The 25751-nt window shown below is 65.9% G+C and carries 26 protein-coding genes; 19 read left to right on the plus strand and 7 right to left on the minus strand.

What is annotated here, in order from left to right:
• Positions 1 to 9 precede the first annotated feature (9 nt).
• The 4 genes from I6H87_RS03345 to I6H87_RS03360 form a co-directional block, all read right to left on the minus strand.
• Entirely contained in the window at positions 10 to 570 is a 561-nt protein-coding gene (locus tag I6H87_RS03345) for a chemotaxis protein CheW (RefSeq protein WP_011614670.1), read from the minus strand.
• Between the two features lie 55 nt (positions 571 to 625).
• On the minus strand, positions 626 to 997 hold the full coding sequence (locus I6H87_RS03350) for a response regulator (protein WP_010813015.1): 372 nt from the start codon (positions 995 to 997) through the stop codon (positions 626 to 628).
• Positions 998 to 1040: 43 nt separating this feature from the next.
• On the minus strand, positions 1041 to 1532 hold the full coding sequence (locus tag I6H87_RS03355; protein WP_010813016.1) for a response regulator: 492 nt from the start codon (positions 1530 to 1532) through the stop codon (positions 1041 to 1043).
• A gap of 329 nt (positions 1533 to 1861) precedes the next feature.
• On the minus strand, positions 1862 to 2032 hold the full coding sequence (locus I6H87_RS03360; protein ID WP_010813017.1) for a rubredoxin: 171 nt from the start codon (positions 2030 to 2032) through the stop codon (positions 1862 to 1864).
• A gap of 240 nt (positions 2033 to 2272) precedes the next feature.
• Between I6H87_RS03360 and hemL the strand changes: the two genes are divergently transcribed.
• From hemL to I6H87_RS03380, 4 genes are all read left to right on the plus strand, one after another.
• Positions 2273 to 3565, plus strand: a complete 1293-nt coding sequence (hemL, locus tag I6H87_RS03365; RefSeq protein WP_010813018.1) for a glutamate-1-semialdehyde 2,1-aminomutase — start codon at positions 2273 to 2275, stop codon at positions 3563 to 3565.
• 100 nt (positions 3566 to 3665) lie between these two features.
• Positions 3666 to 4292 (plus strand): LemA family protein, encoded by a 627-nt coding sequence (locus I6H87_RS03370; RefSeq protein WP_011614669.1) that lies wholly within the window; start codon positions 3666 to 3668, stop codon positions 4290 to 4292.
• 13 nt (positions 4293 to 4305) lie between these two features.
• On the plus strand, positions 4306 to 5166 hold the full coding sequence (locus I6H87_RS03375) for a TPM domain-containing protein (RefSeq protein WP_011614668.1): 861 nt from the start codon (positions 4306 to 4308) through the stop codon (positions 5164 to 5166).
• 20 nt (positions 5167 to 5186) lie between these two features.
• Complete coding sequence (locus tag I6H87_RS03380) at positions 5187 to 5690, plus strand: TPM domain-containing protein (RefSeq protein ID WP_010813021.1); 504 nt, start codon at positions 5187 to 5189, stop codon at positions 5688 to 5690.
• A gap of 9 nt (positions 5691 to 5699) precedes the next feature.
• Here the strand turns inward: I6H87_RS03380 and I6H87_RS03385 are convergent, their stop codons facing one another.
• A complete protein-coding gene (locus I6H87_RS03385) occupies positions 5700 to 6989 on the minus strand; it encodes an MFS transporter (RefSeq protein WP_041687185.1) in 1290 nt (429 codons plus the stop codon).
• An 81-nt stretch (positions 6990 to 7070) separates the two neighbouring features.
• Here I6H87_RS03385 and I6H87_RS03390 point away from each other — a divergent pair, with 81 nt between their 5' ends.
• The 4 genes from I6H87_RS03390 to I6H87_RS03405 all read left to right on the plus strand — a co-directional run bounded on the left by I6H87_RS03390 (position 7071) and on the right by I6H87_RS03405 (position 11862).
• Entirely contained in the window at positions 7071 to 8045 is a 975-nt protein-coding gene (locus I6H87_RS03390) for a LysR substrate-binding domain-containing protein (protein WP_010813023.1), read from the plus strand.
• Positions 8046 to 9338: 1293 nt separating this feature from the next.
• Positions 9339 to 10715, plus strand: a complete 1377-nt coding sequence (locus tag I6H87_RS03395) for a sigma-54 dependent transcriptional regulator (RefSeq protein WP_010813024.1) — start codon at positions 9339 to 9341, stop codon at positions 10713 to 10715.
• A 26-nt stretch (positions 10716 to 10741) separates the two neighbouring features.
• On the plus strand, positions 10742 to 11476 hold the full coding sequence (locus tag I6H87_RS03400) for a class I SAM-dependent methyltransferase (RefSeq protein ID WP_010813025.1): 735 nt from the start codon (positions 10742 to 10744) through the stop codon (positions 11474 to 11476).
• Positions 11473 to 11862 carry a GtrA family protein gene (locus I6H87_RS03405; RefSeq protein ID WP_011614666.1) on the plus strand — a complete coding sequence of 130 codons (390 nt, stop codon included), beginning with the start codon at positions 11473 to 11475 and terminating at the stop codon, positions 11860 to 11862. The genes I6H87_RS03400 and I6H87_RS03405 overlap by 4 nt, the downstream gene beginning before the upstream one ends.
• Positions 11863 to 11892: 30 nt before the next feature.
• Here the strand turns inward: I6H87_RS03405 and I6H87_RS03410 are convergent, their stop codons facing one another.
• Both I6H87_RS03410 and I6H87_RS03415 read right to left on the minus strand, forming a co-directional pair.
• Entirely contained in the window at positions 11893 to 12915 is a 1023-nt protein-coding gene (locus I6H87_RS03410; protein WP_011614665.1) for a glycosyltransferase family 2 protein, read from the minus strand.
• Positions 12916 to 12981: 66 nt separating this feature from the next.
• Positions 12982 to 14229 (minus strand): glycosyltransferase family 87 protein, encoded by a 1248-nt coding sequence (locus I6H87_RS03415; protein ID WP_062804602.1) that lies wholly within the window; start codon positions 14227 to 14229, stop codon positions 12982 to 12984.
• 681 nt (positions 14230 to 14910) lie between these two features.
• On the opposite strand from I6H87_RS03415, the gene I6H87_RS03420 reads away from it, so the two are divergent.
• From I6H87_RS03420 to I6H87_RS03470, 11 genes are all read left to right on the plus strand, one after another.
• Positions 14911 to 16380: a hypothetical protein gene (locus I6H87_RS03420; RefSeq protein WP_010813029.1), complete on the plus strand. Its 1470-nt coding sequence runs from the start codon at positions 14911 to 14913 to the stop codon at positions 16378 to 16380.
• A 1376-nt stretch (positions 16381 to 17756) separates the two neighbouring features.
• Complete coding sequence (locus I6H87_RS03425) at positions 17757 to 17945, plus strand: Flp family type IVb pilin (RefSeq protein ID WP_010813030.1); 189 nt, start codon at positions 17757 to 17759, stop codon at positions 17943 to 17945.
• 92 nt (positions 17946 to 18037) lie between these two features.
• Positions 18038 to 18211 carry a Flp family type IVb pilin gene (locus tag I6H87_RS03430; protein WP_010813031.1) on the plus strand — a complete coding sequence of 58 codons (174 nt, stop codon included), beginning with the start codon at positions 18038 to 18040 and terminating at the stop codon, positions 18209 to 18211.
• A 55-nt stretch (positions 18212 to 18266) separates the two neighbouring features.
• The gene (locus tag I6H87_RS03435) at positions 18267 to 18800 is read left to right on the plus strand and encodes an A24 family peptidase (protein ID WP_010813032.1); all 534 of its coding nucleotides are present in this window, start codon (positions 18267 to 18269) and stop codon (positions 18798 to 18800) included.
• 86 nt (positions 18801 to 18886) lie between these two features.
• Entirely contained in the window at positions 18887 to 20305 is a 1419-nt protein-coding gene (locus I6H87_RS03440; protein WP_010813033.1) for a DUF8689 domain-containing protein, read from the plus strand.
• A 44-nt stretch (positions 20306 to 20349) separates the two neighbouring features.
• A complete protein-coding gene (gene cpaB, locus I6H87_RS03445; RefSeq protein ID WP_010813034.1) occupies positions 20350 to 21192 on the plus strand; it encodes a Flp pilus assembly protein CpaB in 843 nt (280 codons plus the stop codon).
• Between the two features lie 63 nt (positions 21193 to 21255).
• Positions 21256 to 23112 carry a type II and III secretion system protein family protein gene (locus tag I6H87_RS03450; protein ID WP_010813035.1) on the plus strand — a complete coding sequence of 619 codons (1857 nt, stop codon included), beginning with the start codon at positions 21256 to 21258 and terminating at the stop codon, positions 23110 to 23112.
• A gap of 34 nt (positions 23113 to 23146) precedes the next feature.
• Positions 23147 to 23482 carry a hypothetical protein gene (locus I6H87_RS03455; protein WP_010813036.1) on the plus strand — a complete coding sequence of 112 codons (336 nt, stop codon included), beginning with the start codon at positions 23147 to 23149 and terminating at the stop codon, positions 23480 to 23482.
• A gap of 24 nt (positions 23483 to 23506) precedes the next feature.
• Complete coding sequence (locus tag I6H87_RS03460; RefSeq protein ID WP_010813037.1) at positions 23507 to 24760, plus strand: pilus assembly protein TadG-related protein; 1254 nt, start codon at positions 23507 to 23509, stop codon at positions 24758 to 24760.
• 9 nt (positions 24761 to 24769) lie between these two features.
• Positions 24770 to 25279: a TadE/TadG family type IV pilus assembly protein gene (locus I6H87_RS03465; RefSeq protein WP_010813038.1), complete on the plus strand. Its 510-nt coding sequence runs from the start codon at positions 24770 to 24772 to the stop codon at positions 25277 to 25279.
• Positions 25276 to 25734: a TadE/TadG family type IV pilus assembly protein gene (locus I6H87_RS03470; protein WP_010813039.1), complete on the plus strand. Its 459-nt coding sequence runs from the start codon at positions 25276 to 25278 to the stop codon at positions 25732 to 25734. The genes I6H87_RS03465 and I6H87_RS03470 overlap by 4 nt, the downstream gene beginning before the upstream one ends.
• The last annotated feature ends 17 nt before the right edge of the window (positions 25735 to 25751 follow it).

The following is a 25751-nucleotide window of genomic DNA, read 5'->3' on the forward strand; positions in this document are numbered from 1 at the left end:
CCTCAGGCCTCAGGCCGTAACCCGTCCCACCTGCAGGAAGGCCGGCGCGTCCAGCAGCGCGCGCACGTCCAGCACCTGCCAGTCACGCCCGTCGCGGTCGGCAAAGCGTTGCCCTTCCCATGCCGGCGTGCCGGCCGGCGGCGGCGCCGCATCGCCGTGCGGCAGGCTCAGGTCGGCGGCATGGCGCAAACCCGCCACGCGCGTGGCCAGGATCGCGCAGGCGCGCTCCACCTGGCGCGACAGCACCACGATCTTGCTGCCGGGCTGCAGTGGCGTTGGCGCGCCGCCGCAGAACAGGCTGAAATCAATCACGCCTAGCAGGCTGCCGCGCGCATTGACCAGGCCGCTGTACCACGGCTGCGTCAGCGGCACCGGGCTGGGCGGGCGCATGTCGAGCACTTCGCCGGTATCGGCCAGCGGCAGCAGCCAGTTGCGCGCGCCCACCTGCAGCGCCAGGTAGCTGTCGGCCGCGGGCAGGCTGCGCGCCTCGCGCAGGCGCCGGGCCAGCATGGCCTGGTAGTCCTGCAGGCGAGTCTGGCGGGCGCGGAGGTCTTGGCGTGGCGCGTTCATCTGGCGGTCCCCGGAACAGGTGGCAGTGGCTTCCCGTACGGCCTGCGCTGGCAGCTCAGTGCGCCAGCGCGGCAATCTTGCCCAGCAGCTCTTCGCCGTCGACGGGCTTGACGATGTAGTCCGACGCGCCCTGGCGCATGCCCCAGATGCGGTCGGTGTCCAGGCCCTTGCTGGTGCACATGATCACCGGGATGTCCTTGAAGCGGTCGTCGCGCTTGATCGCGCGGGTGGCCTGGTAGCCGTTCTGGCCAGGCATCACCACGTCCATCAGGATCAGGTCGAAGCTCTCGGCCTGCAGGCGCGCGAAGGCCTGGTCGCTGTTGCTGGCAACCGAGACCTTGAAGCCGCGCTTGCCGAGCAGGTCGGACATGAACAGGGCTTCGGTGGGGGAGTCGTCGACGATCAGGATCTTGTTGATGGCAGTCATGAGGTTTTCCTTCGATTCGTACATGGCGTCGCGTGCATGCGCGTCAGGCAGGCAGCACGTGGCCCGCGGCCTGGCATGGCAGGCAGGCCTGCACGGCGTGCAGCAGCGCTTCGCGGGTAAAAGGCTTGGCAAGATGGTCGTGCGCGCCGACCAGGCGGCCGCGCGAGCGGTCGAACACGCCGTCGCGCGAGGACAGCATGATCACGGGGATGGCGTGAAAGCGCGGACTCTTCTTGATCAGGGAGCAGGTCTGGTACCCGTCCAGGCGGGGCATCAGGATGTCGCAAAAGACCAGGTCCGGGTGCAGCTCGCCCACCTTGGCGAGCGCCTCGAAGCCGTCTTCGGCCAGCACCACCTGGTATCCCGCCTGCGACAGGAAGATCTCCGCGGTGCGGCGGATGGTGCTGGAATCATCGATGACCAGCACCTTGCGGCGCGGCTGCGCCGTGGTGTCCGGAATGGAAACGCCAGGCGCCAGACCCTGGGCGCCGGCGGTATTGACCCGCTGGTTTTCTTCTGTTTGAGCGACCCGCATTGTTGTTCCCGCGACCAGCTGCCCCTTGCGGAGCGCCGGCAAGCACTAGAGAACACCCGCGCGGAGCAGCGCGACCCATGCGCGCCCCGACGGACCCCCGACAATTCTTGTTTCCCTTCCAAGGCCGGGCTGTGCCCGGCAGTGGCGGTGCGTGGAACCCGCACCTGCCTACCGTCCTCCCCACCAGCGGCAGAGGGACGGGCAGTCATTTTGCAACAGAGTGTGACAAGACGCCGGGGGGCCGTCAATCGGGGCCGGCCGCGGCCAGCCAGCGTTTTGTCGCATCGGCGCGACGCGCGCCCGGTTATTGTTGTTCTGGGGACGTCGCCTCAGATGGCGACCATCTCGAAATCTTCCTTGCGCGCACCGCATTCCGGGCAGGTCCAGTTGATCGGCACGTCTTCCCACCGGGTTCCGGGGGCGATGCCGTCTTCCGGCGCGCCTGCGGCTTCATCGTAGATCCAGCCGCAGATCAGGCACATCCAAGTCTTGTATTCCATAACAGGCTCTGGCCACTCTCCATTAAAATCCAGCGCAGATGGTACCGAAACCGTGCCGCCGGCGCCAGCCGGCGGCCGCCAGAATCGTGCCAGATCCGCCGTGTTCGCGCATGTTAGCGCCCTGTTAGCGCCTGATTGGCCGGTAATTGCAGCGAATTTCCGCTGTTTTTGCCGCATGTCAACGATAAGTCCCGGGCCGCCGCACACGATCCCAGCAGTCCTTGTCCTCACCTCAACGCCATGTCCCGTAATCAGCAGCTCTTCGACCGCGCCCAACAGACCATTCCCGGGGGCGTCAACTCGCCCGTGCGCGCCTTCCGCTCGGTGGGCGGCACGCCGCGCTTCATCACGCGTGCCGAAGGCGCCTATATGTGGGACGCCGACGGGCAGCGCTATATCGACTACATCGGCTCCTGGGGCCCGATGATCGTGGGCCACGCCCACCCCGAAGTGGTGCGTGCGGTACAGGAAACCGCTGCGCACAGCTTCTCGTTCGGCGCCCCGACCGAGGCCGAGATCACCATGGCCGAGGAAATCTGCAAGCTGGTGCCGTCGATCGAGCAGGTGCGGCTGGTCTCCTCCGGCACCGAAGCCACCATGAGCGCACTGCGGCTGGCGCGCGGCTTCACCGGGCGCGACCTGATCATCAAGTTCGAAGGCTGCTACCACGGCCACGCCGACAGCCTGCTGGTCAAGGCCGGCTCCGGCCTGCTGACCTTTGCCGACACCACCCAGAACGCGCCGTCGTCGGCCGGCGTACCGGCCGACGTAACGCGCCACACCATGGTGCTGGAGTACAACAACGTCGAGCAGCTGGAACAGGCCTTCGCCAGGCATGCCGGCGAGATCGCCGCGGTGATCGTCGAGCCGGTGGCCGGCAACATGAACCTGGTGCGCGCCAGCGATGCCTTCCTGAAGGCCATGCGCGAGCTTTGCACCCGCGACGGCGCAGTGCTGATCCTGGACGAGGTCATGACCGGCTTCCGCGTGGCGCTGGGCGGCGCGCAGGCGCACTACGGCATCCGGCCCGACCTGACCTGCCTGGGCAAGGTGATCGGCGGCGGCATGCCGGCGGCGGCCTTCGGCGGGCGCCGCGACATCATGGCCAGGCTGGCGCCGCTGGGCGGCGTCTACCAGGCCGGCACGCTGTCGGGCAACCCGCTGGCGGTGGCCGCGGGCCTGGCCACGCTCAAGCTGATCCAGGCTCCCGGCTTCTATGACCGCCTGGCCAGCCAGACCCGCAAGCTGGCCGACGGCCTGGCCGAGGCCGCCAAGGCTGCGGGCGTACCGTTCGCGGCGGACGCCATCGGCGGCATGTTCGGGATCTACTTCCGCGAGGGCGTGCCGGGCAGCTTCGCCGAAGTGACCAGGAGCGACACCGCGCGCTTCAACCGCTTCTTCCACGCCATGCTGGATCACGGCGTCTACCTGGCGCCGTCGGCCTTCGAGGCCGGCTTTGTCTCGGCGCAGCATGACGACGCCATCCTGGCGGCCACGCTCGAGGCCGCGCGCAAGGCGTTCGCGGCGGGCTGAGGCCTTGCCAGGCAGGCGGCGCACCAGTGCGCCGCCTGCACCTCTGGCGACAAGGGCGGTGCGCTACACTTGGGTTTTCGTCCAACCCGCGGAGTCTCCGATGCGCGCTTCTTCGTCCCCCTCCTTGCCCGGCAGCTCGCCGATGCCGGTCTTGCGCTGGCTGCTGCTGGCGGTCATGGCCAGCCTGCTGTCCGCCTGCGGCTACAACGACTTCCAGGCCAAGGACGAGGCGGTCAAGGCAGCCTGGGGCGAAGTCATCAACCAGTACCAGCGCCGCGCCGACCTGATCCCGAACCTGGTCAACACGGTCAAGGGCTACGCCACGCACGAGCGTGAGACCCTCGAGGCCGTGACCAAGGCGCGCGCCGCCGCCACCAGCATCCAGGTCTCGCCCGAGACCCTGAACGACCCCGAAGCCTTCAAGCGCTTCCAGCAGGCCCAGGGCGAGCTGTCCAGCGCGCTGTCGCGCCTGCTGGCGGTGTCCGAGAACTACCCGCAACTGAAGGCCGACGCCTCGTTCCGCGACCTGCAATCGCAGCTCGAGGGCACCGAGAACCGCATCACCGTGGCCCGCCAGCGCTATATCGCCGCCGTGCAGCAGTACAACGTGCTGGCGCGCAGCTTCCCGACCAACCTGACGGCGATGATCTTCAAGTACCCGGTCAAGCCGTCGTTCACGGTGGACAACGAGAAAGCCATCTCCACGCCGCCCGCAGTCAAATTCTGAGGCGGGCCACTCCATGGGCCACACCCCGCGCTCGCCCTGGCGGCACGCCTGGCTGGCGGCCGCCCTGCTCTGGCTGGCGGCATTGCTGGCCGGCCCGGCGCTGGCGGCAGACGGCTTCGTCGCGGTGCCGCCGCTGACCCAGCGCGTGACTGATCTGACCGGCACGCTGACGCCGCAGCAGCGCGGCGCGCTCGAGAACGTGCTGGCGGAATACGAGCAGCAGCGCGGTAGCCAGATCTTCGTGCTGATGGTGCCCACCACCGATCCAGAGCCGATCGATGCCTACAGCATCCGCGTGGCCGACGCCTGGCGCGCCGGGCGCAAGGGCATCGACGACGGCGTGATCGTGCTGATCGCCAAGGACAACCCGCCCGGGCTGCGCAAGATGCGGCTGGAGGTCGGGCGCGGCGTGCAAGGGTCTCTGACCGATGCCATGTCCAGGCGCATCCTGCAGGACGTGATGGCCCCGCACTTCCGCCAGAACGACTTCTACGGCGGGCTGGCGGCGGGGATCTCGGCGATCCAGGCCACCATCGACAAGGAAGGCCTGGCGGCACCGCAGCGCAAGGCGCAGCAATCGTCCGCGCTGGCCGAGTGGCTGCCGGCACTGCTGCCGCTGGCGATCATCGTGTTCTTCTTCCTCAGTGCCATCCTGCGCCGGCGCGGGCCGCAGATCGTCACCACCCGGCGCGGGCGCGACGTGATCGCCGGCGGCCTCGGCGGACTGGGCGGCTACACCATGGGGCAGGACTGGCGCCGCCGCGGCGGCTGGGGTGGTGGCGGAGGATTTGGCGGGGGCGGTGACAGCGGCGGCGGTTTTGGTGGCGGGGGCGGCGGCGGCTTCGACGGCGGCGGCGCCTCGGGCAACTGGTGACAGCACAAGGAACGAAGACAATGCCGAATCTCCGACGTGCCCTGCACCATATCGCCACCACGGCCAGCGCAGCCCGCAAGCACTTTCCAGCCGAAGCCCAGCAGCAGCTGCATGCAGCCGTGCATGCCGGCGAAGCCAGCCACCGCGGCGAGATCCGCGTGGTGATCGAAGCCAGCCTGCCGGTGGGCGATGCCTGGTCCGGCGTCACGCCGCGCGAGCGCGCCCGCTTCCTGTTTGGCGCGCTCGAGGTCTGGAACACCGCGGACCATACCGGCGTGCTGCTCTATATCAACCTGGCCGACCATGCGGTCGAGCTGCTCGCCGACCGCGGCATCGACGCCAGCGTGGGGCCCGCCACCTGGCGCGAGCTGTGCGACGAACTGGTGCTGGGACTCAGACAGGACCTGTCGGTACGGCCGGTGCTGGCCACCGTGGCGAGCATCCATGCACTGCTGGCCACGCACTTCCCCTCCGACGGCGGGCACAACCCGAACGAGCTGGACGACCGTCCGGTCTTTCTCTAGCCGACCGGCTCAGCGGGCGGCAGCCGCCTCGCGGCGGGCGCGCCGCCCGCCCATCGCGTACCACACCGCCGCCAGCGCCTGCAGCGCCACCAGCACGGCCCACGCCGTCAGGTGCGCCTCCTTCGGGTAATGGCCACCAATAACGGGCCACAGGTCCAGTACGAAGCCGATACCCACCTGGCAGGCAAAGGTCGACAGGAACACGGTCAGCGTCAGCGCCGTGGTAGCCCTTCCGATCAGCGCATCCGGGAAGCTGCGCGCCAGCACCGCATAGGTCAGGATGCCGCTGGAGCCGAACACGCCATAAGCCACCCACAGCAGCACCGGCGGCAGCGGGACCTGCGCCATCAGCAGCAGCTGGACCATGATAAAGGCGGTCATGCCAGTGCCGGCAAAGGCATACAGGCTTACGCCGATACGCTCCAGGTGGCGCGCGGCCCAGCCCGCGCCGACGCAGCCGGCCATCATCGCGAAGCCGATCACCGAGACCAGTTGTGCGCTGCTGGCTGGATCGAAGCCGGGCACGTCGCGCAGGAACGCACCCACCCATAGCGTCTGCACCGCCATGAACACGCCCTGGTTGAGCAGTGTCAGCGGCACCACGCGCCAGAAACGTTCGCTGACCAGGATCTGGCGCGTGCCGCGCAGTTGTTCGCGCAGGCTTTCCTTGCCGGCGCGCGGCTTGTCCGGCACGCCGAACCACAGCAGCACCGCCATCGCCAGCGATATGCAGGTCAGCCCCATGCTGACCGTGCGCCAGTCAGTCAATGACAGCAGCCACGACAGCGGCGCGCCGACCAGCACCGCGCCCAGGCCGCCGATGGCCATCACCACACCGTTGAGCAAGGGCATGCGCGACAGCGGGAACCACATCGACAGCGCCTGGATGGTGGCGCCCAGGCACACCGACACGCCTACCCCGATCAGCAGCCGGCCGGCGGCCAGCCCGCCCATGCCGGGCGCCAGCGCGAACACCATCGAACCGGCCACCGCCACCAGCAGCATCACGGCCTCGGTGCGGCGCGGGCCGTAGCGGTCCAGCAGGATTCCCGCAGGCAACTGGGCGCAGGCGAAGCCGAGGAAGTAGAAGCTGGTGAGCAGGCCCAGGTCGCCGGCATTGAGCCCGAGCTCGCGCGTCAGGTTCGGCGCAAAGCCCAGGTTGACGCCGCGGAACAGATAGGACACCAGGAAGCCCAGCGAGAATACCGCCAGCACGCGCCAGCGGGCGCCGGCAGCAGCACCAGGGGCAAATCGCGCTTGCGAGGGCGCGGAAGACAAGTTTGAAGTCGTAGTCGTCATGATGGCCCGAATTGTCGTTCCTCCGGCAAACCAAAGCCAACGAAAGATACCCGCGGCAATTGTGAGTAGAATTTGACGGCCATGGCCAAATCCCCCGCCAAACCCGCCCAACGCCCCGTCCACCTGCCGCCGCTGCAAGCGCTGCGTGCGCTCGAGGCCGCCACGCGCCACCGCAGCTTCTCGCGCGCGGCCGAGGAACTGGCCCTGACGCACAGCGCCATCAGCCACCATATCCGCGCGCTCGAGACCAGCCTGGGCACCAAGCTGTTCCAGCGCACCGGCAGCCAGATGACCCCCACCAGCGTGGGCGCGCGGCTGGCGGAACAGGTGCGCGGCGCGCTCGACAGTATCGAAAGCGCGCTGCGCGAGGCCGGCAACAGCGCCGCGCCGCCGGTAACACGGCTGCAGGTCAGCGTGATGGCCGATCTGGCCAATGCCTGGCTGATCCGGCGCCTGCCCAGCCTGCACGCCCAGGTGCCGTCGCTGGACCTGCACCTGCGGCTGCATGCGGAGATCACGCCGCCCGACCCGTACAGCGTCGATGTCGGCATCTGGCACCAGCGCATCGACCTGCCCGGTTTTGAATGCCACAACCTGATCGAGGACCATGTGATCGCGGTGGCCAGCCCGGCGCTGCTGGCGCGCTACCCCGGCTTCACGCTGGCCGACGTGCCGCGCATGCCGATGCTGCGCTTTGCGTTGCGCCCGTGGCGCGACTGGCTCGAAGCCGCCGGCCTGCCAGGCGACGAGCCCGAACGCGGCCCGATCTTCCAGGATGCCGGCCTGATGCTGCAATCGGCCGTCGCCGGGCTCGGCGTAGCCACTGCGCGCGCCCAGCTGGCGCACGATTACCTGGCCAGCGGCGAACTGGTGCAGATCGGGCCCACCCGCATCCCGTCCAGCCTCCATTACTGGGTCACCTGGCGCGAAGGCAATCCGCGCGAGAAGGCCATCCAGCAGTTCCATGCCTGGCTGGAGGAACAGGTCCGGCAGGAAGCCGGCCACGTCCACCCTGGCGCCGACGGCAGCACGCCCGCCAAGCGGTTTCATGCATGAAATTGTTTGAGGCGCAGATGTTGGCAATACGAATCATTTTCGTCTAGACCAGTGAAATCAAGGGCTTGGCGGGTGCCGCAAGCCCTGCGATGGCCTGCCGTACGCGGTGCCGCGGCGTTGCCAGAGCGGTCCGAGTTTCACCAATGCAACCAGATCGCACACCGTGCCAGCGTCCGTGAAAAATCTACCCGCCCCATCCAAAGAGATGAGATACGGCCGGGCCCGCCCGGCGCCGCATCGTGCAAACGCTTGTCAACGCGTCGATTCCGTCCACCCAACCGCGCCCGCAACCGCGTGCGCGGCGCCAAAAGGCTGAAGACAACCGCGGCACGCCGGGGTGGCTACCGAGGTACAGAGTTCAAAACGTTGTAACGGAAATGAAACTACCTGGCAGCTTCATTCGCGTGCTGCATTCGAGCCCTGACACCTGTCCGTTTGAAATTTTGCTCTCCCTCCTTCGGATGGGCATTGCCGGTGAAAAGTAGGCTTGTCGACACTCGCTTGCCACGCACTGTGATCCATGCGCCTAATTACCCGCTCGCCGAATGCTGCGCTGCAATATAGAAATCCCGCCAGATGTATCAGAAGCGGAACGTTATTGATCGCCAGCAATTGCCCAAGGCCAGCCGAAAATTTCCTTTTCCTTTTGTTATCAAAGGATTAGCCATATCTGGCACGTTCGTCGCACATATGTCCGCGCGAACAGAAGCCCGGAACAGGGGGACGTCTGAAACCGAAGCGGCAACACACTGGCACGGGTTCGCCGAAGATCAGTTTCAGGACGACCCCGCATCCCAGGGCGGGATTCGGACTGGCGCTGTAAGCGTGGGCCACGCGGCAGGAACTGGTCCGCATCGGCTGGCCAGGTGCAGGGGTCGTCGACAAGATTAGCGGAGGTCGTTCAGGAACACGGGCCGCAAGCGGACGAAAAGCGGCCCGTGGTACCTGGACTATGCGGCACGCCACGGCTGACCGGGGCGGCACGCAGACAACAAGCGGACGCATCGGCCGAGCCGGCGCATCCGGACAAGAAACGGGGTGAAGCAACAGCCTGCCATGCAGGCGATGCGAAGCGGCAGCCGCCGCGACCGATGCCAGGGAGGCGAGGTCGCGGCGGCGGCGAAAACGGGCCCACCGGCCCGCGCAACGCAGCGCCGCGGGCAGCAATTTTGGGAGAGCGCCAGGCCGTGGCATTGACATGTTGCGGCAGGCGCAAGCCTTAGAGCCAACGAAACCAGTGACCCGCAACAGCAGGCCACCGGCTTTGTAAAAGCAAAAGATCCGGGGAAATTTATGAGCGCGTACACCAACCGCCCGCTGCTGTACCTGTCGCAGCACCACGACGCCATGCTCTGCAGGATGCTCGCACAGCGTGGCTGGAAGATCAGCTTCGCCTCCAACCTGCAAGACCTCCACGCGCTACCCCCGGGCAACCAGCCGCTTGCGGCGATGCTCGACCTGCAAGGCGGCTTCAGCGATGCCGACCTGGAATCGTTCGAGCCCTGGCTCTCGCTGCCGCATATCGGCTGGATCGGCATCATCGCCGGCCAGGAGTCCCTGACCGAATCCGCGCGCCGGCTGCTGGGCCTGTACTTCGTCGACTATTACACCGCACCGGTCCAGCACCCTCGCCTGGCGGAATCGCTCGGCCACGCGCTCGGCATGGCGCAACTGCGCCCGGGCGCGCAGCATGCCCGCCCCGGCACCGCACGCCCGGACGGCATGATCGGCAGCTGCCCGGCCATGCAATCGCTCTTCCGCGGTATCGAGAAGGTGTCGCGCTGGGACACACCCGTGCTGATCTCCGGCGAGTCCGGCACCGGCAAGGAACTGGCCGCTCATGCCATCCACCGCGCTTCGGAGCGGGCCTCGCGCCCCTTCGTCGCGGTCAACTGCGCGGCGATCCCGCCCACGCTGCTGATGTCAGAGCTGTTCGGCTATGAGCGCGGCGCCTTCACCGGCGCGACCAAGCGCAAGCCCGGCCGCATCGAGATGGCACAGGGCGGCACCCTGTTCCTGGATGAAATCGGCGACATGCCGATCGAAAGCCAGACCAGCCTGCTGCGCTTCCTGGAAACCGGCCGCATCGAGCGGCTGGGCGGCACGGAATCGGTGGAGGTCGATGTGCGCATCATCTCCGCCACCCATGTCGACCTGGAAGCCGCGATCGCCGCCGAACGCTTCCGCGGCGACCTCTACCACCGGCTGTGCGTGCTGCGCGTGCGCCAGCCACCGCTGCGCGAACGCGGCAGCGACATCCTGCTGATCGCCGAACACGTGCTGGACAACGTGCGCAAGCAGTCGCCGGCACGCATCCGCGGCTTCTCGCCGATGGCGCTGCGCGCGATCCAGCAGCACAACTGGCCCGGCAACGTGCGCGAGCTGATCAACCGCATCCGCCACGCCGCCGCCATGTGCGAAGACGGCGTGATCCAGCCCGACGACCTGGAGCTGGCCACCCCCGCCGACGACCGCCCGCTCACGCTCGCGGCCATCCGCGAAGCGGCCGAGCAGACCGCGATCGTCGAGGCGCTGCAGCGGCATCATGAACGGCTGATTGACGTGGCGGCAGAGCTGGGGATTTCGCGGGTGACGCTGTTCAGGTTGATGCGGGATTACAAGCTGCAGGTGAAGAAGGGGGACCTGGGGTTGATCTGCGTGCAGGGCTAGCCGATCCATCGCGGAGGAAGCGACCGATGTCACCTGATGCCTACCTTGAAATGGCCGAGACCGAAGCCAGCCACTGGTGGTTCCGGGGGCGGCGCGAAATCGTCGGCACGATCCTTTCCAGCCTGGCGTTGCCGCGCGACGCGTCGATCCTGGAGATCGGCGCGGGCACCGGCGGAAACCTTGAGATGCTGTCACGGTTCGGCAACGTCAGCGCCGTGGAAATGGATGGCACCGCCCTGCGGCTGGCGCGGGAGAAGACCCTGGGAGCCTGCGACATCCGCAGTGGCAGGTGCCCCGACGACATGCCATTCCCCGAACACAGCTTCGACCTGGTCTGCCTGCTTGATTGCCTGGAACACATCGCCGACGATGCCGGGGCACTGGACTGCACCGCAAGGATGCTGAAAGCCGGCGGCGCTGCACTCATTACCGTGCCCGCCTATCAATGGCTATGGAGTTCCCACGACGTCTTCCTGCATCACCAGCGCCGCTATGGCAAGCGGTCGCTGCATGCACTCGCCACCCGGTGCGGCATGCGCGTGGAACGGATGTCCTATTTCAACACGCTGCTGTTCCCGCTTGCGGTGGCGGCCCGCATCAGCGACCGGCTGAGCGGCAGCCGGAAGGCAACGGGAGCGGGTCTCCCGCCCCAACCCGTCAACCAGGCATTGCACCGCCTGTTCAGCACGGAACGCCATTGGCTGGCACGCGGATCGCTGCCGTTCGGCATTTCCCTGATGGCTGTCGTGCGCGCATCGTGAGCGCCAGCATCACCACGCCCGAACTTCGCCGGGTCACGCGCTTCCTGGTATCGGGCGCCACCTCGACGGGCGTGCATGTCGCCATCACCGCGACGCTGGTCACCACCCTGGCGACCTCACCGGTCGCGGCGAACTGCGTGGCCTTCGTGTGCGCGACCGCCTGCTCCTATCTTCTCAACACCTTGTGGAGCTTCTCGTCGCGGCTGCGCAACCGGACCCTGGGCCGCTTTGCCGGCGTATCGCTGCTTGGGCTGGGCCTGACCATGGGCATTTCCTGGACGGCGCAATATCTGGGGGCCAGCTATTGGGCTGGTTTGGCCGGCGTGGTCCTGACGGTGCCGGCCTTCAGCTACCTTGCGCACCGGGCCTGGACTTATCGGGACTAGGCATCGTCCCGCGGCCAGGCCGGGCACGCATCAGCGGCCACTGCTCACATGCCCGCGGTCGATCCGGATCACACGCCTTCCCGAGGCGATGAGCCTGTCCTGGCCGGTTTCCTGGTAACGGCGCCGCACCAGATAGATCGGCCGTCCCTTGGCTTCATCATAGATGCGGCCGACGTACTCGCCGACCACGCCCAACCCGATCAGCTGGATGCCTCCCAGGAACAGCAGTACCGAAAGCAGCGACGCATAGCCAGGGACATCAATACCGAGGATCAGGGTACGTGCCACGATGAAGGTGCCGTAGCAGAACGCGCCAAGCGCAATCAGGACTCCGATGTATGTCCAGCTGCGCAGCGGGATGGTGCTGAAGCTGGTAATGCCTTCAAGCGCGAGGTTCCACAGACGCCAGCCCGAAAACTTGGAACGCCCGGCGCTGCGCGACTCGCGCTCATAGGGCACGATCACGGTCCGGTAGCCCACCCAGGCAAACAGTCCCTTCATGAAGCGCCGCCGTTCCGGCATCTGCTTGAGCGCGTTGATCACGACCCGGTCCATCAGGCGGAAGTCCCCGACGTTCACGGGAAGCTTCTGCTCGGACAGCTTGTTATGGATGCGGTAGTAGGCGCCCGCGGTCACGCGCTTGAGCCAGGAGTCGCACACGCGGCTGCTGCGCTGGGCAAGCACCACCTCTGCCCCTTCCCGCCAGCGCATGACCAGCTCAGGGATCAGTGAGGGCGGGTCCTGCAAATCAGCGTCCATGGGAATCACCGCGTCGCCAAGGGCTTCGTCGAGTCCCGCAGTCAAGGCAGCTTCCTTGCCAAAATTCCGCGTCAGGTCCACGACTCGCACCCGTGCATCCCGGCGCGAATATGCAATGAGCTTGTCCAGCGTGTCGTCCGAGCTGCCGTCGTTTACCAGCACGATCTCGAAGCGGATCGCATCGATGGATTCGAGCACTGGAATGACGCTGGCGAAGAATTTGCTGATGCTTTCGGATTCGTTGTAGCAGGGCACAACGAGGGAAAGCAGTTTGACATCGTATGGACCCGACATGATCCCCTCCCGAGACGGGGTGGCTTGTGCACACACACCGTCGTGATTGCGCTGTCATGCGCCTTGTTATTTACCTGGTGCGAACCGCTCCCCGGCCCGCGCCCTGCGCAGGATTGCCATCAGCAGCAACAGCGTCACCAGCGGCCCGGCAGGTGGCAGATGACCCGCCTGATTCATGCTCAGGGCAAACGGCAGCAGCCATGCCACCACCAGCAGTTCCCGCTCCCCTTTCATCCAGCCGTGCTTCACACCCTCGACTGCCAGGCCTGCGATCGCCAGTCCCACCCAGGTCAGTTCGTAGTACCAGAGGTAGGGGCTTACCATCACGGTGGACGCGGCCAGCGCGGCAATACGCAGTGCCGTCGAACTCCGGCCGCGCCAGGCTCTGACCAGCACCCAGATCGCAAACACCGCGCCCAGCCCATGGGCCAGGTACGCGACCGTCACCGACGCCCCGGCCCGGCGCATCATGGCGAAGACGGTCGGACAATGGCGCCATCCAATCTCGCCCTGCTCAAGTACGATCTGCCTGAAGAGCGTGCCGCTTTCCAGGAACGCGGGTACGGTTTCCCATCCCCAAAGGGCAATGCTGCAGGCAGCGATCGCAGCCGCGGTTGCCGCAGCGGTAAAGAATGCCTTCCATGCGCGGTCCACCACCAATGCTACGGGGAGCAACGCCGCCAGTTGCGGCTTCACGCTCAGCAAGCCAATCAGCACGCCCGCCAGCACCGGCCGGGTTCTCAACTGGATCAGCGCCCATGCCGCCATGCCGGCCGTCAGTAACGAGTTCTGCCCGATCAAGGCGGCCTCATGGATTCCGGGAAAAGCCAGCACGGGCAGCCACACCACGTGGCGCGGCACACCGGGAAAAGCCAGGATCCTGAGTACCGCGGTGATGTACACGACTGCCGTGCTGCCGATGAAAAGCAGATAGCTCGCTGCAAACGGCAACAAGGACAGCGGCATCACGAACAGCAGGAAGGTCGGCGGGTAGACCCATGGCAGGAAAAACTTCCCCTCGCCCCGGACTGCACCGAACGCCGCTATGACGTGCCGCAGCGTCTCGTAGTCATAGACCTTGGCAGCCTGACCCTTCATGACCAGATACGACGCACTCCAGAAGGCCGAGAAATCCACGCCAGGGCGACCCAGCGAATCCGTGGTGAAGCCCCTCGTTTTGAATGCCCATGCCACGATCAAGGCACCATAGATGATCAGCACGGCAACGCTGTAGGCCCGGAGACGCTCCAGGTCCAGCCAATGCCGCGACATCACTGACCCCGGCGTTGCTGCCGGGCTATGGTCCAGGCTCATCGCTCCCCATCCCCCTGATATTCTGTGGCAGCGCCGGCCTGATTTCTTCTTGGCAATGCAGCGGCGATGCATCGATGTACTGGCTCCATTCTGGTCAGGCGCCCACCGATGTACAAGCAGAACCAAGGCCTGCGCGGGGGCGCTGAAATCCGGCTCGTGCGAGCGTTTCCAAACTGAATCGCGACCCGCTTCGACCGCAATCCCGTGTGCCATTCCGGTTCTCCCGACATTGACCGGGGGCGCAGCCAGTCCGCGGCGACAGCGCGCGTTTCCCCGCTGAAACGTTCGCGTTCGGGCGGCTTACTCCCGGCGACTCATCCCGCGCGGACGCACAGCGGCGCCATTGCGCGTCGGTCTCCGCCAAATGCACTGTGTGCCGCACGCTCCGACTCATACTTTTGGAGCAGGGATGGCCGCACGCGCGCGCTGCCTCGCATGCGGCCGCGAGCTTCAAAGAATTAAGCACGATTCGTCGTGGAAACGGGAGCACGGGCACGTTGTCGCCATCTCGGCAACGCGCTCACCCAGGCGGCGCCCTCTCCCCGGGAAAACAAGCGCACCTGCGGCGATGGCGCGGTTATTGCGACAGCCTGGCAACTGCGCCCCCGGCGGCGCCGGGCCAGCCGCGCGCCCTTCCCGCCTGATCCGGATGGGTAACCATTACAGCCACCGCGAGACGCCATGAAAATCATCACGACCTGGGTGGAGACGACCAGCAGGGAAAGCCTGCTCCAGCAGTTCGCCACGAAGCAATGGTTCTGGCTCGCCCTCTTCGGACTCAGCCTGTTCTCGATCCTCTCATTTATCGGTGGCCGCTTGCTAGTGGATGCCGACACCCTCTGGCACATCGCCGCCGGCAAATGGATCCTTGCCAACCACGCAGTGCCGGCGACCGATCCGTTCTCATTCTCTTTTCACGGCGCAAAATGGGTTCCGCATGAATGGCTGGCCGAAGTCATCCTTGGCGCATCCCATGCCTGGCTCGGCTGGGCCGGGCCGGTGCTGGTCACCGCGCTGGCGACTGCCGTCACGCTGACCGTACTGTTGCGGTTCCTGCTGCGCTATATCGAACCACTGCATGCGTTCGCCGTGACACTCCTGGCCTTCCTCACGCTGGCCCAGCATCTGCTCGCCCGCCCCCATGCGCTGGCCTGGCCGCTGATGGTGATCTGGGCCGCCCACCTTGTGCTGGCGCGTGAGCAAGGCAAGCGACCCAGCCTGTGGCTGCCGGTCGTCATGCTGGCCTGGGCCAACCTGCATGGCAGCTTCCTTCTCGGTATCGGGCTGGCCGGCGCGCTGGCCGTCGAGGCCTTCCTGACTGAAGGACATCCACGCCGGAGCGCGCGGGCATGGGCACCATTCCTGGCACTGACCGTCCTGGCGGCCCTGCTGACACCGAACGGCGTGGACGGCCTGCTCTTCCCCTTCCACGTTTCCGGCATGAGTTTTTCGCTCAGCATCATCAGCGAATGGAAGTCACCGGATTTCCGCTTGATCCAGCCAATCGAGCTGTGGCTTGGCTTTGTGCTGTTCGGCGCGCTCTACTTCGGGTTCCGCCTGCCTGCAACCCGGATCCTGATGTGCTTCGGGCTGGTTCACCTTGCCCTGGCCTTCGCGCGCTATGCCGAACTGCCGGGGTTGCTGGCCCCGCTGTTGCTGATGCCCAGCGTAGGCCCCCAGCTACGCGCAGCCATCCGTCCGGAAATCAAGCCACGCCTGTCACCACGGAGTATTCGAACCATTACCGCGTTGTGCATGGCCTTGTTCATGGGCAGCATCGCCTTCCTTGCCAAAGGCATCCAGCACGACCAGAGCCGGGTACTGCCCCGTGAGGCCGTCAACGCGGCCATGGCGGCAGGTGCCGCCGGGCCGGTCTTCAACAGCTACAACTTCGGCGGCTACCTCATATTCTCCGGCATTGCGCCGCTCATCGACGGCCGCGCCGACCTCTACGGCGACGATTTCGTGCGAAGGTATATGGCAGCCTATTCTGGCGATGCCAAGGTCCTGCACGCCCTGATCCAGGAATACAAGATCCGATGGGCCGTTCTGGAGCCCTCTAGTCCTGCATCAAAGCTGATCGATGGCCTACCGGGCTGGCGAAAAGTGCATGAGGATACCAATGCCGTCGCCTATATCCGCGGACAATAGGGCCGTCACCCGCCCGCCCGTGCCCATTTCCGGCTAGCCTGCAGCGCGCGTCGCACATTGCGGCATGGCGGGCGTCCCGGCCCACCTGCGTGGCCGTGGCGGGCCACGCCATGGCACTGCATGGCTGCAGGCAGCGTTGGGCTGAGCTTCCGCGCTCATGCGATGCCCCGCTCCGCAGGGCGCATCGGATCACAGCTTATAGCGCAGCCCCTGCGGCCATCGGCAATGCGAGGTGGCTGCCTTGCCCCCCGCACCTGCCACGGCTCTCGCCCACGCGCGAACTCCAATCGCGATACACACCCAATACCCCGCAGCGCCGCCCCCCCCCGGCAGGCCGTCGACAAGACGCGAAGCCTGCGTGAACCGCATGCCTTGTCGCGCGGCTCCCCCTTCGCAAGTCGATTGCGCCCACCCCTGCGCACGCCTGCGATTGCAGCGAAGAACAGCCATCTCACATGCCATGTTTCCAACGTGAATCACGCGCCCGCGCGAGCCTGGAGCCCCCTGCACACAAGGGTTTGCAGGGAGTGTCTGTGAAACCTGCAGGCACTCTCGCGGCCCTGGCGTACTTTGCAATGTTTCGATCCGGAAACGTTGCCTCGGCAGAAGGCGTTCTCATCCGTCAGTCTGGCCGTCACCGGAAAAAAGGGAGCGAAGCAGCCAGGAGGACTACCGACTGCGACGAATGCCGATCTTCGGCGCGAACGTTGCCTCATGCTTTTGGATGAAATTGCCGCCCTCTTTCGTCAGCGCGGCCCACTTGAGCACTTCCCGCGATCTAGGACATCTGTAGCGGGGTCCGGAATGGCTTGCAAGACCCGCGTTTCCACCCAGCAACGAAGCGTGGCCGAAAAGCCGCTTGCAGGCCCGCCGAACCTGCGGCCACCGCGCATCGCTACCCGCAAACCCTTGTGGCACAACGGTTTCCGCTGGCCTGGCCTGGCGTTTGCCTATGTCAGGCACGCGGCACCGCAGTCCTGACTGCCGCGATGCCGGCGCAACGTTCGCCGGCATCAGTTCCAGAAAGATAAGGGGAGTTTCACCATGCCAGTCGCACGCCAACCTGCGATGCCACACCGGAATATCGGCCACGCTGCTGCTGCCAGGGGCACCAGCAGCGCGCAGTTCCGTTGCATGGCGCGTGCAGGCCATGTGCAGCACGCCGCGCGGTGCATGCATGCGTCGGCACAACGCCGGCTGCAGTCACGCAACCCACGCGGTGTGCACGGCGGTCCCGGCCAGTGGCCATTTCACGCCTGCGCAATCTGCGCGCCGCCCTGCTGCCGGATTTCCAAGCATTGATATCAGATGCCGTTGTTGCCCTATCTGCAGTTTCAAAGTTCTGCAGTGCTTGTTCCCAACCAAAGGAGTTTGTCATGCAAAACCTGACCACCATGATCAAGCAGTTCATCCGTGATGAAGACGGTGTGACCGCCATTGAATATGGCCTCATCGCCGCACTCATCGCAGTTGTCATCATCGTTTCGGTGACGCTTATTGGCACGAACCTGAACCTCATCTTCAAATACATCGGCGATACCCTCACCAACGCCGTACCGGCCTGATAGCCGATCCGCACGCATGGCCGCCCTGTTCCGGACGGCCATGCGGCACGGACTCCCGCCCGACACGCCAACACAGACACCGGAGACGCCAAATGCCGAAGCTCCTCGCCAGGTCAAAAGATTTTTTGCGCGACGACTGGGGTGTCTCCTCTATCGAATACGCATTGCTCGGCAGTCTGATCGCAATGGCAATTGTCGTTTCCGTCGCCACGCTCAGCAATGCCGTGAAAGCCATGTACGAGTTGATCGCCTCCAGGATGCCCTGATCTATCCGACCAGCGCACGCCCCGGACACAAACCAAGCTACCTTCCACTATCGCCATGCAAGCCGCCACTGCCCTCGCCCCCCTCGTTGGCCCCGCCACGATCGGCATCGTGCTCACAGCCGCGGCCATCGACCTGGACCGCCGCCGCATTCCCAACTGGCTGACCTTCGGCGCCTGGATCGCTGCGCTGCCCTTGATGGCAACAATTCATGGCCCTGCCGCCGGTTCGCTGGCGTGGCTCTATGGCTGGACGGTGGGCCTGGTGCTGTTTCTGCCGTTCTATCTGATGCGCGGCATGGCGGCCGGCGACGTCAAGCTGATGGCAGCCGTGGGCGCCTGGCTCGGCGGCAGCATGGCGCTGAAGATCGCACTGGCAACCTGCGTGATTGGTGGGGCCTGGGCGTTGGTACAGGTGCTTGCCACAGGACAGGGACGCTCGACCCTCGCCCGAGTGGGCCACATGCTGATCGCCGCCCTGGTGCCGGGTTCCCGGCCGGTGCAACCGCAAGCCGAGGCGTCAGCCGGCTCCTTGCCTTACGGCGTAGCGATTGCCGCCGGGACGCTGACGATGCTCTTTGCCGGCACATGACACAAGCCACAAGCGACACAACGCGCCGACCAGTCACGGGCGCCTGCAGGAACGAGAACACACTGACCAGCGAACAGGGGATGGCAATGAACGAGCATCACGACTCAGGTCACGCACCACGGCTCCTTGAGCCCGTCGCGACCGGCAGGAATGTCCATGCCGAGCATGGCACGCTGCCGGTGCCGCCCTGGCACGTGCTGCCGCGCACGATTGCTGATACCGGCCTGGAGATCGCACAGTTGCTCGGGCTGCTGATGAAGGCCGCCTACCAGCACCGCACCGTCACGCTGGCAGTACTGACCGACACGCTCAAGCTGCCGGCACTGGTGGTCAATGAAATCGCGGCCGTCGCCGTGCGCGAGCGCCTGCTGGAGATCGCGCACCGCGGCGCCAGCGACCTGGATGTGCGCTTCCGGCTCACTGACGCCGGCTATACCCGCGCGGCGGAAGCCTCGGCGCGCTGCAGCTATGTCGGCACTGCGCCGGTCACGCTGGATGCGTACCTCGATGCCATCAAGCGCCACTCGGTCAACCAAGCTTCCGTGACCAAGGCGGACGTTACTGCCGCCTTCCATGACCTGGTGATCCCGGTCCATCTGCTCGACGCAATCGGCATGGCGCTGAACACCTGCCGCGCGCTGATGATCTACGGCCCGCCCGGAAGTGGCAAGACTTACCTGGCGCAGCGCCTGGGCACGCTGCTGCCTGGCGCGGTACCAGTGCCGCATGCCATCACCGTCGCCGGCGAAATCATCCAGGTGTTCGATCCGCTGGTCCATGTGCCGTTCGACGACAGCGAAGCCTCGCTGGCGCGCCGCTCGCTGGACCGCCGCTGGGTCCTGTGCCATCGCCCGGTGGTGCTGTCCGGCGGCGAGCTGACGCTATCCATGCTGGACCTGCGCTATGACCGCGTCTCCGGCTTCTACCAGGCGCCTCCTCACATGAAGGCCAACAATGGCATCTACATCATCGATGACCTGGGCCGCCAGCTGGTTGGCGTCAGCGACCTGCTGAACCGCTGGATCGTGCCGCTGGATCGCAGCATTGACATGTTCACGCTGCAAACCGGCGTGCGCTTCTCGGTGCCGTTCGATGTCTGGCCAGTGTTCTCGACCAACCTCGAACCGTCGGAGCTGGGCGACGACGCCTTCCTGCGCCGGCTCGGCAGCAAGCTCTACGTGGGCCCGCTGTCGGTCGACGACTACCGCGAAGTCTATCAACGCACCGCCGCTGGCTTCGGACTGACCAGCACGGATGCGATGTTCGATTTCCTGGTCGACAGCCTGCACTACGCCAGCGATACGCCGCTGCTGGCCTGCATCCCGCGCGACCTGCTGCGCCTGGTGGACTCGGGCGTGCGCTACCACGGCCATGCCGCACAGGTTACCGAGGCAGGCCTGGTGTCTGCATGGCAAGGCTACTACGGGCTGCGCGCTTCGGCCGATGCCATGCCATCGCTAGGCGCTGGCCATCGATGGTCGGATGACCATCGCGCCGCAAGCTGAACTGCACCACCGAACCATCGGACAACTGTAGGGGGAGAATCATCATGAAAAACACACGCGCAATCCTGATGCTGCTGATTGCCCTCGTCGCCGGCGTGGCGGCAGTGGTATCCGCGTCGCGATGGCTGGTCCAGCAGTCGTCCAGCTCGGTCAGGCAGGTGGTCGTCGCCGCCAACGACCTCAACCTCGGCCAGCCGCTCAACGGCAGCCAGCTGCGCATGGTCAGCTGGCCGACAGGCAGCGTGCCGCCCGGCGCGTTTGAGGACATGAAGGCGCTGGAGGGCCGCGTGGTCCGCACCAGCCTGCAGCGCGGCGAGCCCGTCCTCGACGCCAAGCTGGCGCCGGTGGGCACCAAGGGTGGATTGTCCGCCGTGATCAATGACGGCAAGCGTGCCATCACGGTCCGCGTCAACGACGTGGTGGGCGTGGCCGGCTTCGCGCTGCCGGGCAACTACGTCGACGTGATCGTCAATACCAACGAAGAAGCCAAGACCACGCAGAGCGGCAGCATCTCGAAGATCGTGCTCGAGAAAATCCTGGTGCTGGCGGTAGCGCAACAGGTCAGCCGCGACGACACCCAGCCCAAGGTGGTCAATGCGGTGACGCTGGAAGTCACGCCCGAACAGGCCGAGAAGCTCGACGTGGCGCGTAGCGTCGGCACGCTGTCGCTGGTGCTGCGCAACCAGCTGGATGTGGCCGACATCAGCACCGGCGGCGCCACCAAGGGAACGCTGCTTGGCAAGACACCGGAGGCACCGGCCAAGGTGGTGACCAAGACCGAGACGCGCACCGTAGTCAAGACTCGTACGGTAGCGGCGGCGCCCGCACGCTCGGGCAATTGCATCGGCGTGCTGGCAGGCATGCAGGGTGGCGTCGAGTGCTTCTGAGCACCTACGCCAGCCATCCAACAAATCCTGAGCTGCAACAGCCTCTCCGGGGGGAGATTCAAAATGAACCAGAAACGATCCGAAGCTGCAGGCGGCACCCGCATCCTGGTGCTGGCCGCCATCCTCTGCACGCCGCTGGCTGCTGCGGCGCAGGCCGCCATTGAGGCTGGCAACCTGACCAAGGCAACCGCACCGGCTGCCGCCAAGGCCCCCCAGGGCCCGATGCAGATGACCATCAGCATGACGCCCGGAGCCGCCGCACCGGCCGCGTCGGCGCCGCCCGTGACTTCAGGCGAGGCGCGCGGGCCCAACTGCACCGGCGCGATCCGCAGCGAATCAAGCGTGATGGTGCCGGTCGGCAAGTCACAGCTGATCACGCTGCAGGAGCCGGTGCGCAACCGCACGCTGGGCAATCCCAATGTGGTGCAGGCCACCATGGTGTCGCCGCAGACGCTCTACGTGCTCGGCCGCGCGGTGGGCACCACCAACATGATCGTGCAGGGCCGCAGCGGCTCTTGCAGCATCATCAACGTGGTGGTGAATGCCGACGCCGGCGGGCTGCAGACTTCGCTGGGTCAGCTGTTGCCCGGCGAGCCCGGCATCCGCGTCATGACCGCCGCCGATAACCTGGTGCTGACCGGCAGCGTCACCAATGCGCAGACCGCGCAGCAAGCCATGGAAATCGCCCAGGCCTATGCCAATGCCGCGCAGGGCGGCGACGGCAACAAGAAGGGCGGCGTGCTGAACATGCTGTCGGTGGATACCCCGCAGCAGGTCATGCTGGAAGTGAAGGTGGCAGAGGTGTCCAAAACGCTGCTGAACCAACTCGGCTCGACGGTGAACCTGCAGGGCGGCTTCGGTTCCTGGAGCGGCGGGCTGGTGACTTCGCTGCTGACCGGCGCCTCGTCCGCGATCTTTGCCAGCAAGGCCAACAACCGGCCATTCGACATCGCCATCGATGCGCAAAAGAATGACAGCCTGGTCAAGATCCTGGCCGAGCCGAACCTGGTCACCATCAGCGGGCAGGAAGCCAGCTTCCTCGCAGGCGGCAAGATCTATATCCCGGTGGCGCAGGCCAATGTGCTGAACGGGGCCGGCACTGTCACCCTGCAGGAAGAAGAGTTCGGCGTCGGTCTGAAGTTCACGCCCACTGTGCTGGCCAACGGCCGCATTCACCTGAAGGTATCGCCGGAGGTGTCCGAGTTGTCGCCCACTGGCGCCACCATCCGCGGCGGCACCCTGGCCGGCCAGTCCATCTTGCCGGTGATCACCACCCGCCGCGCCTCCACCACCGTGCAGATGCGCGACGGCGAGAGCTTTGCCATCGGCGGCTTGCTGACGGACAGCGCGCGCGGCTCGCTCAAGGCGCTGCCGGGTGCGGGCGAAGTGCCGGTGCTGGGCACGCTGTTCCGCAGCACCCAGTACCAGCAGGACCTGACCGAACTGGTGTTCGTCATCACGCCGCGGCTGGTCAAGCCGATGCAGACCAGCAACTACCCGCTGCCCACCGACAGCTTCTCCACACCCAACCCGCTGTCGCTGTACTTCATGGGCAATATGGAAGGCAGCGGCAAGCGTCAGCCGCAACCCGTGCCGGCACCGTCGCAGCCCGCCGCGCCGGCCGCAGCACCCGCCACGCCGCCCACGGCACCGCGCAGCGAAGGCGCGCCCGGCACTTCGGTATCGGCCGTGCCGAACGGCAAACCGCTGGATGAGCCCGCGCCGGCCGCACCGGAACCTGCACCCGCCGCAAGCACGCGTCCTGCCCTGCCGGCCCCGGCGCCCGCCCGCAACACGGCGGCCGCGCCCCCGGCCGAGGACACTACCGCGCGCATCGCCCGCATCGAAGCCACCGCCGCCCGCCTGGCCCAGGCCAGGGCCGCGGCTACTGCCGGCCGCACCGCATCGGGCGGCAACTGATCCGCCGCGCCACCAGCAGAACCGGAGAACGACCATGAACAAGACACTGAAGCTTTCGCGCGGCGCCGCCGTCCTGGTGCTCGGCAGCCTGGCCTGCCTGGGACTGTCGGCCTGCATGACCTCGACGCCGGTGTGGGACGGCCAGCGCGGCGTAGCGCTGGCAACCGTCACACAAATGCAGATCATCAATCCCGACGCGCCCGCCGGGCTGCCCACTGTCACCGGTACCGATGGCAAAACGGCTGTGGCAGCGATGAAGAACTTCGACCGTTCGCTGTCAGGGGGCCAGCAAGGCGGCGCACCCTCCATGACTATCGACTTCGGCGCCGGCGGCTATGGCGGCGTGGGCATGGGTGGCAACGGCCGCTGAGCACCAGAACCGCAGGAGACCATCATGTCTACATCGGGCTTCACACGATCCAGGCTGACGCGGCGCGCGCGCCAGCGTGGCGCGGTTGCCATCATCGTGGGACTGTCGCTGGCGGTGCTGATCGGCTTTGTCGGGCTGGCGCTCGATCTGGGCAAGCTCTATGTAACCAAGAGCGAGCTGCAGAATAGCGTCGATGCCTGCGCGCTGGCTGCTGCGCGCGATGTAACGGGCGCCACGCCGCTGCTCGTGTCCGAGGCAGCCGGCCTGGCCACCGGCACGAGCAACGCTGCCCTGTTCCAGGGCAAGGCAGTGGAAATGTTCGAAAATCTCAACGTCTCATATAGCGATACACCTGACAGCACCTTCTACACCAAGAACAACGTTCCGTTCTCGCTCGACAAGGTGAAGTACGTGAAATGCACCGCCGAGCGCAAGGGCATTGCCCACTGGTTCATCCATATGCTCAACCTGCTGCCGGGGATCGATATCAAGGCCAGTACCGTCAATGCCATGGCTGTCGCCACCACCACCAGCGCGCAAGCCGCCTGTGCCATCCCGGTTTATGTCTGCTCGCCGCCAACGGCGAATCCGGCGAAAACCGCGTACAACCGGGGCGACTGGATCAAGTCCAGGGTCGATCCGAGCGACCCATACGGTCCTGGCAGCTTTGGCTGGGCTGACCTTTCGCCTCCGGCAGGCGGCGCTTCCGAACTGGCCGATCTGCTTGCCGGCAGCGGACAGTGCGACCTGCCGGTCGTGGGCTCCAAGGTGGGCGAGCCAGGCAGCATCGCATCGCTGATCGCGGCGTGGAATACCCGCTTCGGGATCTATACCGGCTCATATAAGGACCCGAAGGACGGGGCGCCCGACTTTACCGGCTATGCCTACACCACGACCACGTGGAATGCGCCGAACGGTGGCAACGCCTACCCTGACTTTATCCAGAAGCGGGCAGTCAACGAGCCATTCCAGACTGACAGTGGGTTGGACGTCAAGGGCACGCCATCACCCAGGCAGGTGCATCAGGCCGGCGCCGATCGCAGGTTGGTACAGGTGCCGATGGTGAACTGCAATGACCTTGCCGAGGACAAGCAAGCTACGGTGATCTCCTGGACCTGCATGCTGATGGTAGAGCCAATGCAGGAACAGAGCGCAAAGGCTGTGACCACCCTCGAATATCTGGGCGACTCGAAGGACCCCACCAGCCCGTGCGCGACCCAGGGCGTGCCTGGGTCCAGTACGGGCTCAGGCCCCCGTGTGCCGGTGCTGGTGCAATAGGAGCGAATCATGGCGCAATGCAGGCAGCACAGGAGCAAGCTGCGCGGGGTGGTCGCGGTGGAGTTCGCACTGGTCCTGGTGCCCTTGCTAATCCTGGTGACCGGGGTGGCGGAGTACGGGCGCGCGATCTACCAGTACAACGCCCTGACCAAGGCCACGCGCGATGCGGCACGCTTCCTTTCGCAATATGCGCCCAGCGAGCCGAACTACCCAGTTGACCAGGCGAAATGCATCGCCGTCTATGGCAAGACCACTTGCGGTGGCGCGGCACTTGTGAATGGCCTCAGTCCGTCGATGGTAGTCGTCTGTGACCGCATTGACTCGACCGGCTGCGGCAGCAAGCAGTTTGCCAACGTCGCCATCTACGAGGGGGGCGACAGTTCACGCCCGCCGGCGGGCACCATCAACCTGGTTGAAGTGAAGATCTCGGGCTTTACCTACTCGCCAATCCAGTCCTACCTCAATGTGGGAGCCCTGGCGTTCTCCGATATCGCAACGGTAATGAGGCAGGTGCTATGACTCCAATCCGTGCCATGCACCAGCGTTCACGCCAGGCCGGCGCAACCGCCATCGAGTTCGCCCTGGTTGCCAGCATCTTCTTCATGCTGCTGATCGGCATTGCAGAATTTTCTCGCGTGCTGTTTTACTGGAACACCGCCGGCGAAGCCACCCGACTGGGTGCACGCATCGCGGTGGTGTGCGACGTCACAGACACAGCCATCAAGGACAGGATGACGTATCTGATGCCCTTGCTGAAGGACACCAATATCCAGGTCGCCTACGAGCCAAGTGGCTGCGACGCCGACGCCGACACCGCGCGCAATTCTTGCCGCTCCGTCACCGTCAGTGTGGCTGACGTCTCGGTCAAGACCTTCATTCCGGTCGTTCCGATCACGGTATCGATGCCTCCGTTCTCCACCACGCTGCCGCGGGAGAGCCTTGACTCTGCCACCAGCGGCAAGATCTGCAACTAGCGCGCATGAACCAGGAG

Origin of the sequence: Cupriavidus necator (assembly GCF_016127575.1) — a bacterium.
Taxonomy (GTDB): Bacteria; Pseudomonadota; Gammaproteobacteria; order Burkholderiales; family Burkholderiaceae; genus Cupriavidus; species Cupriavidus necator_D.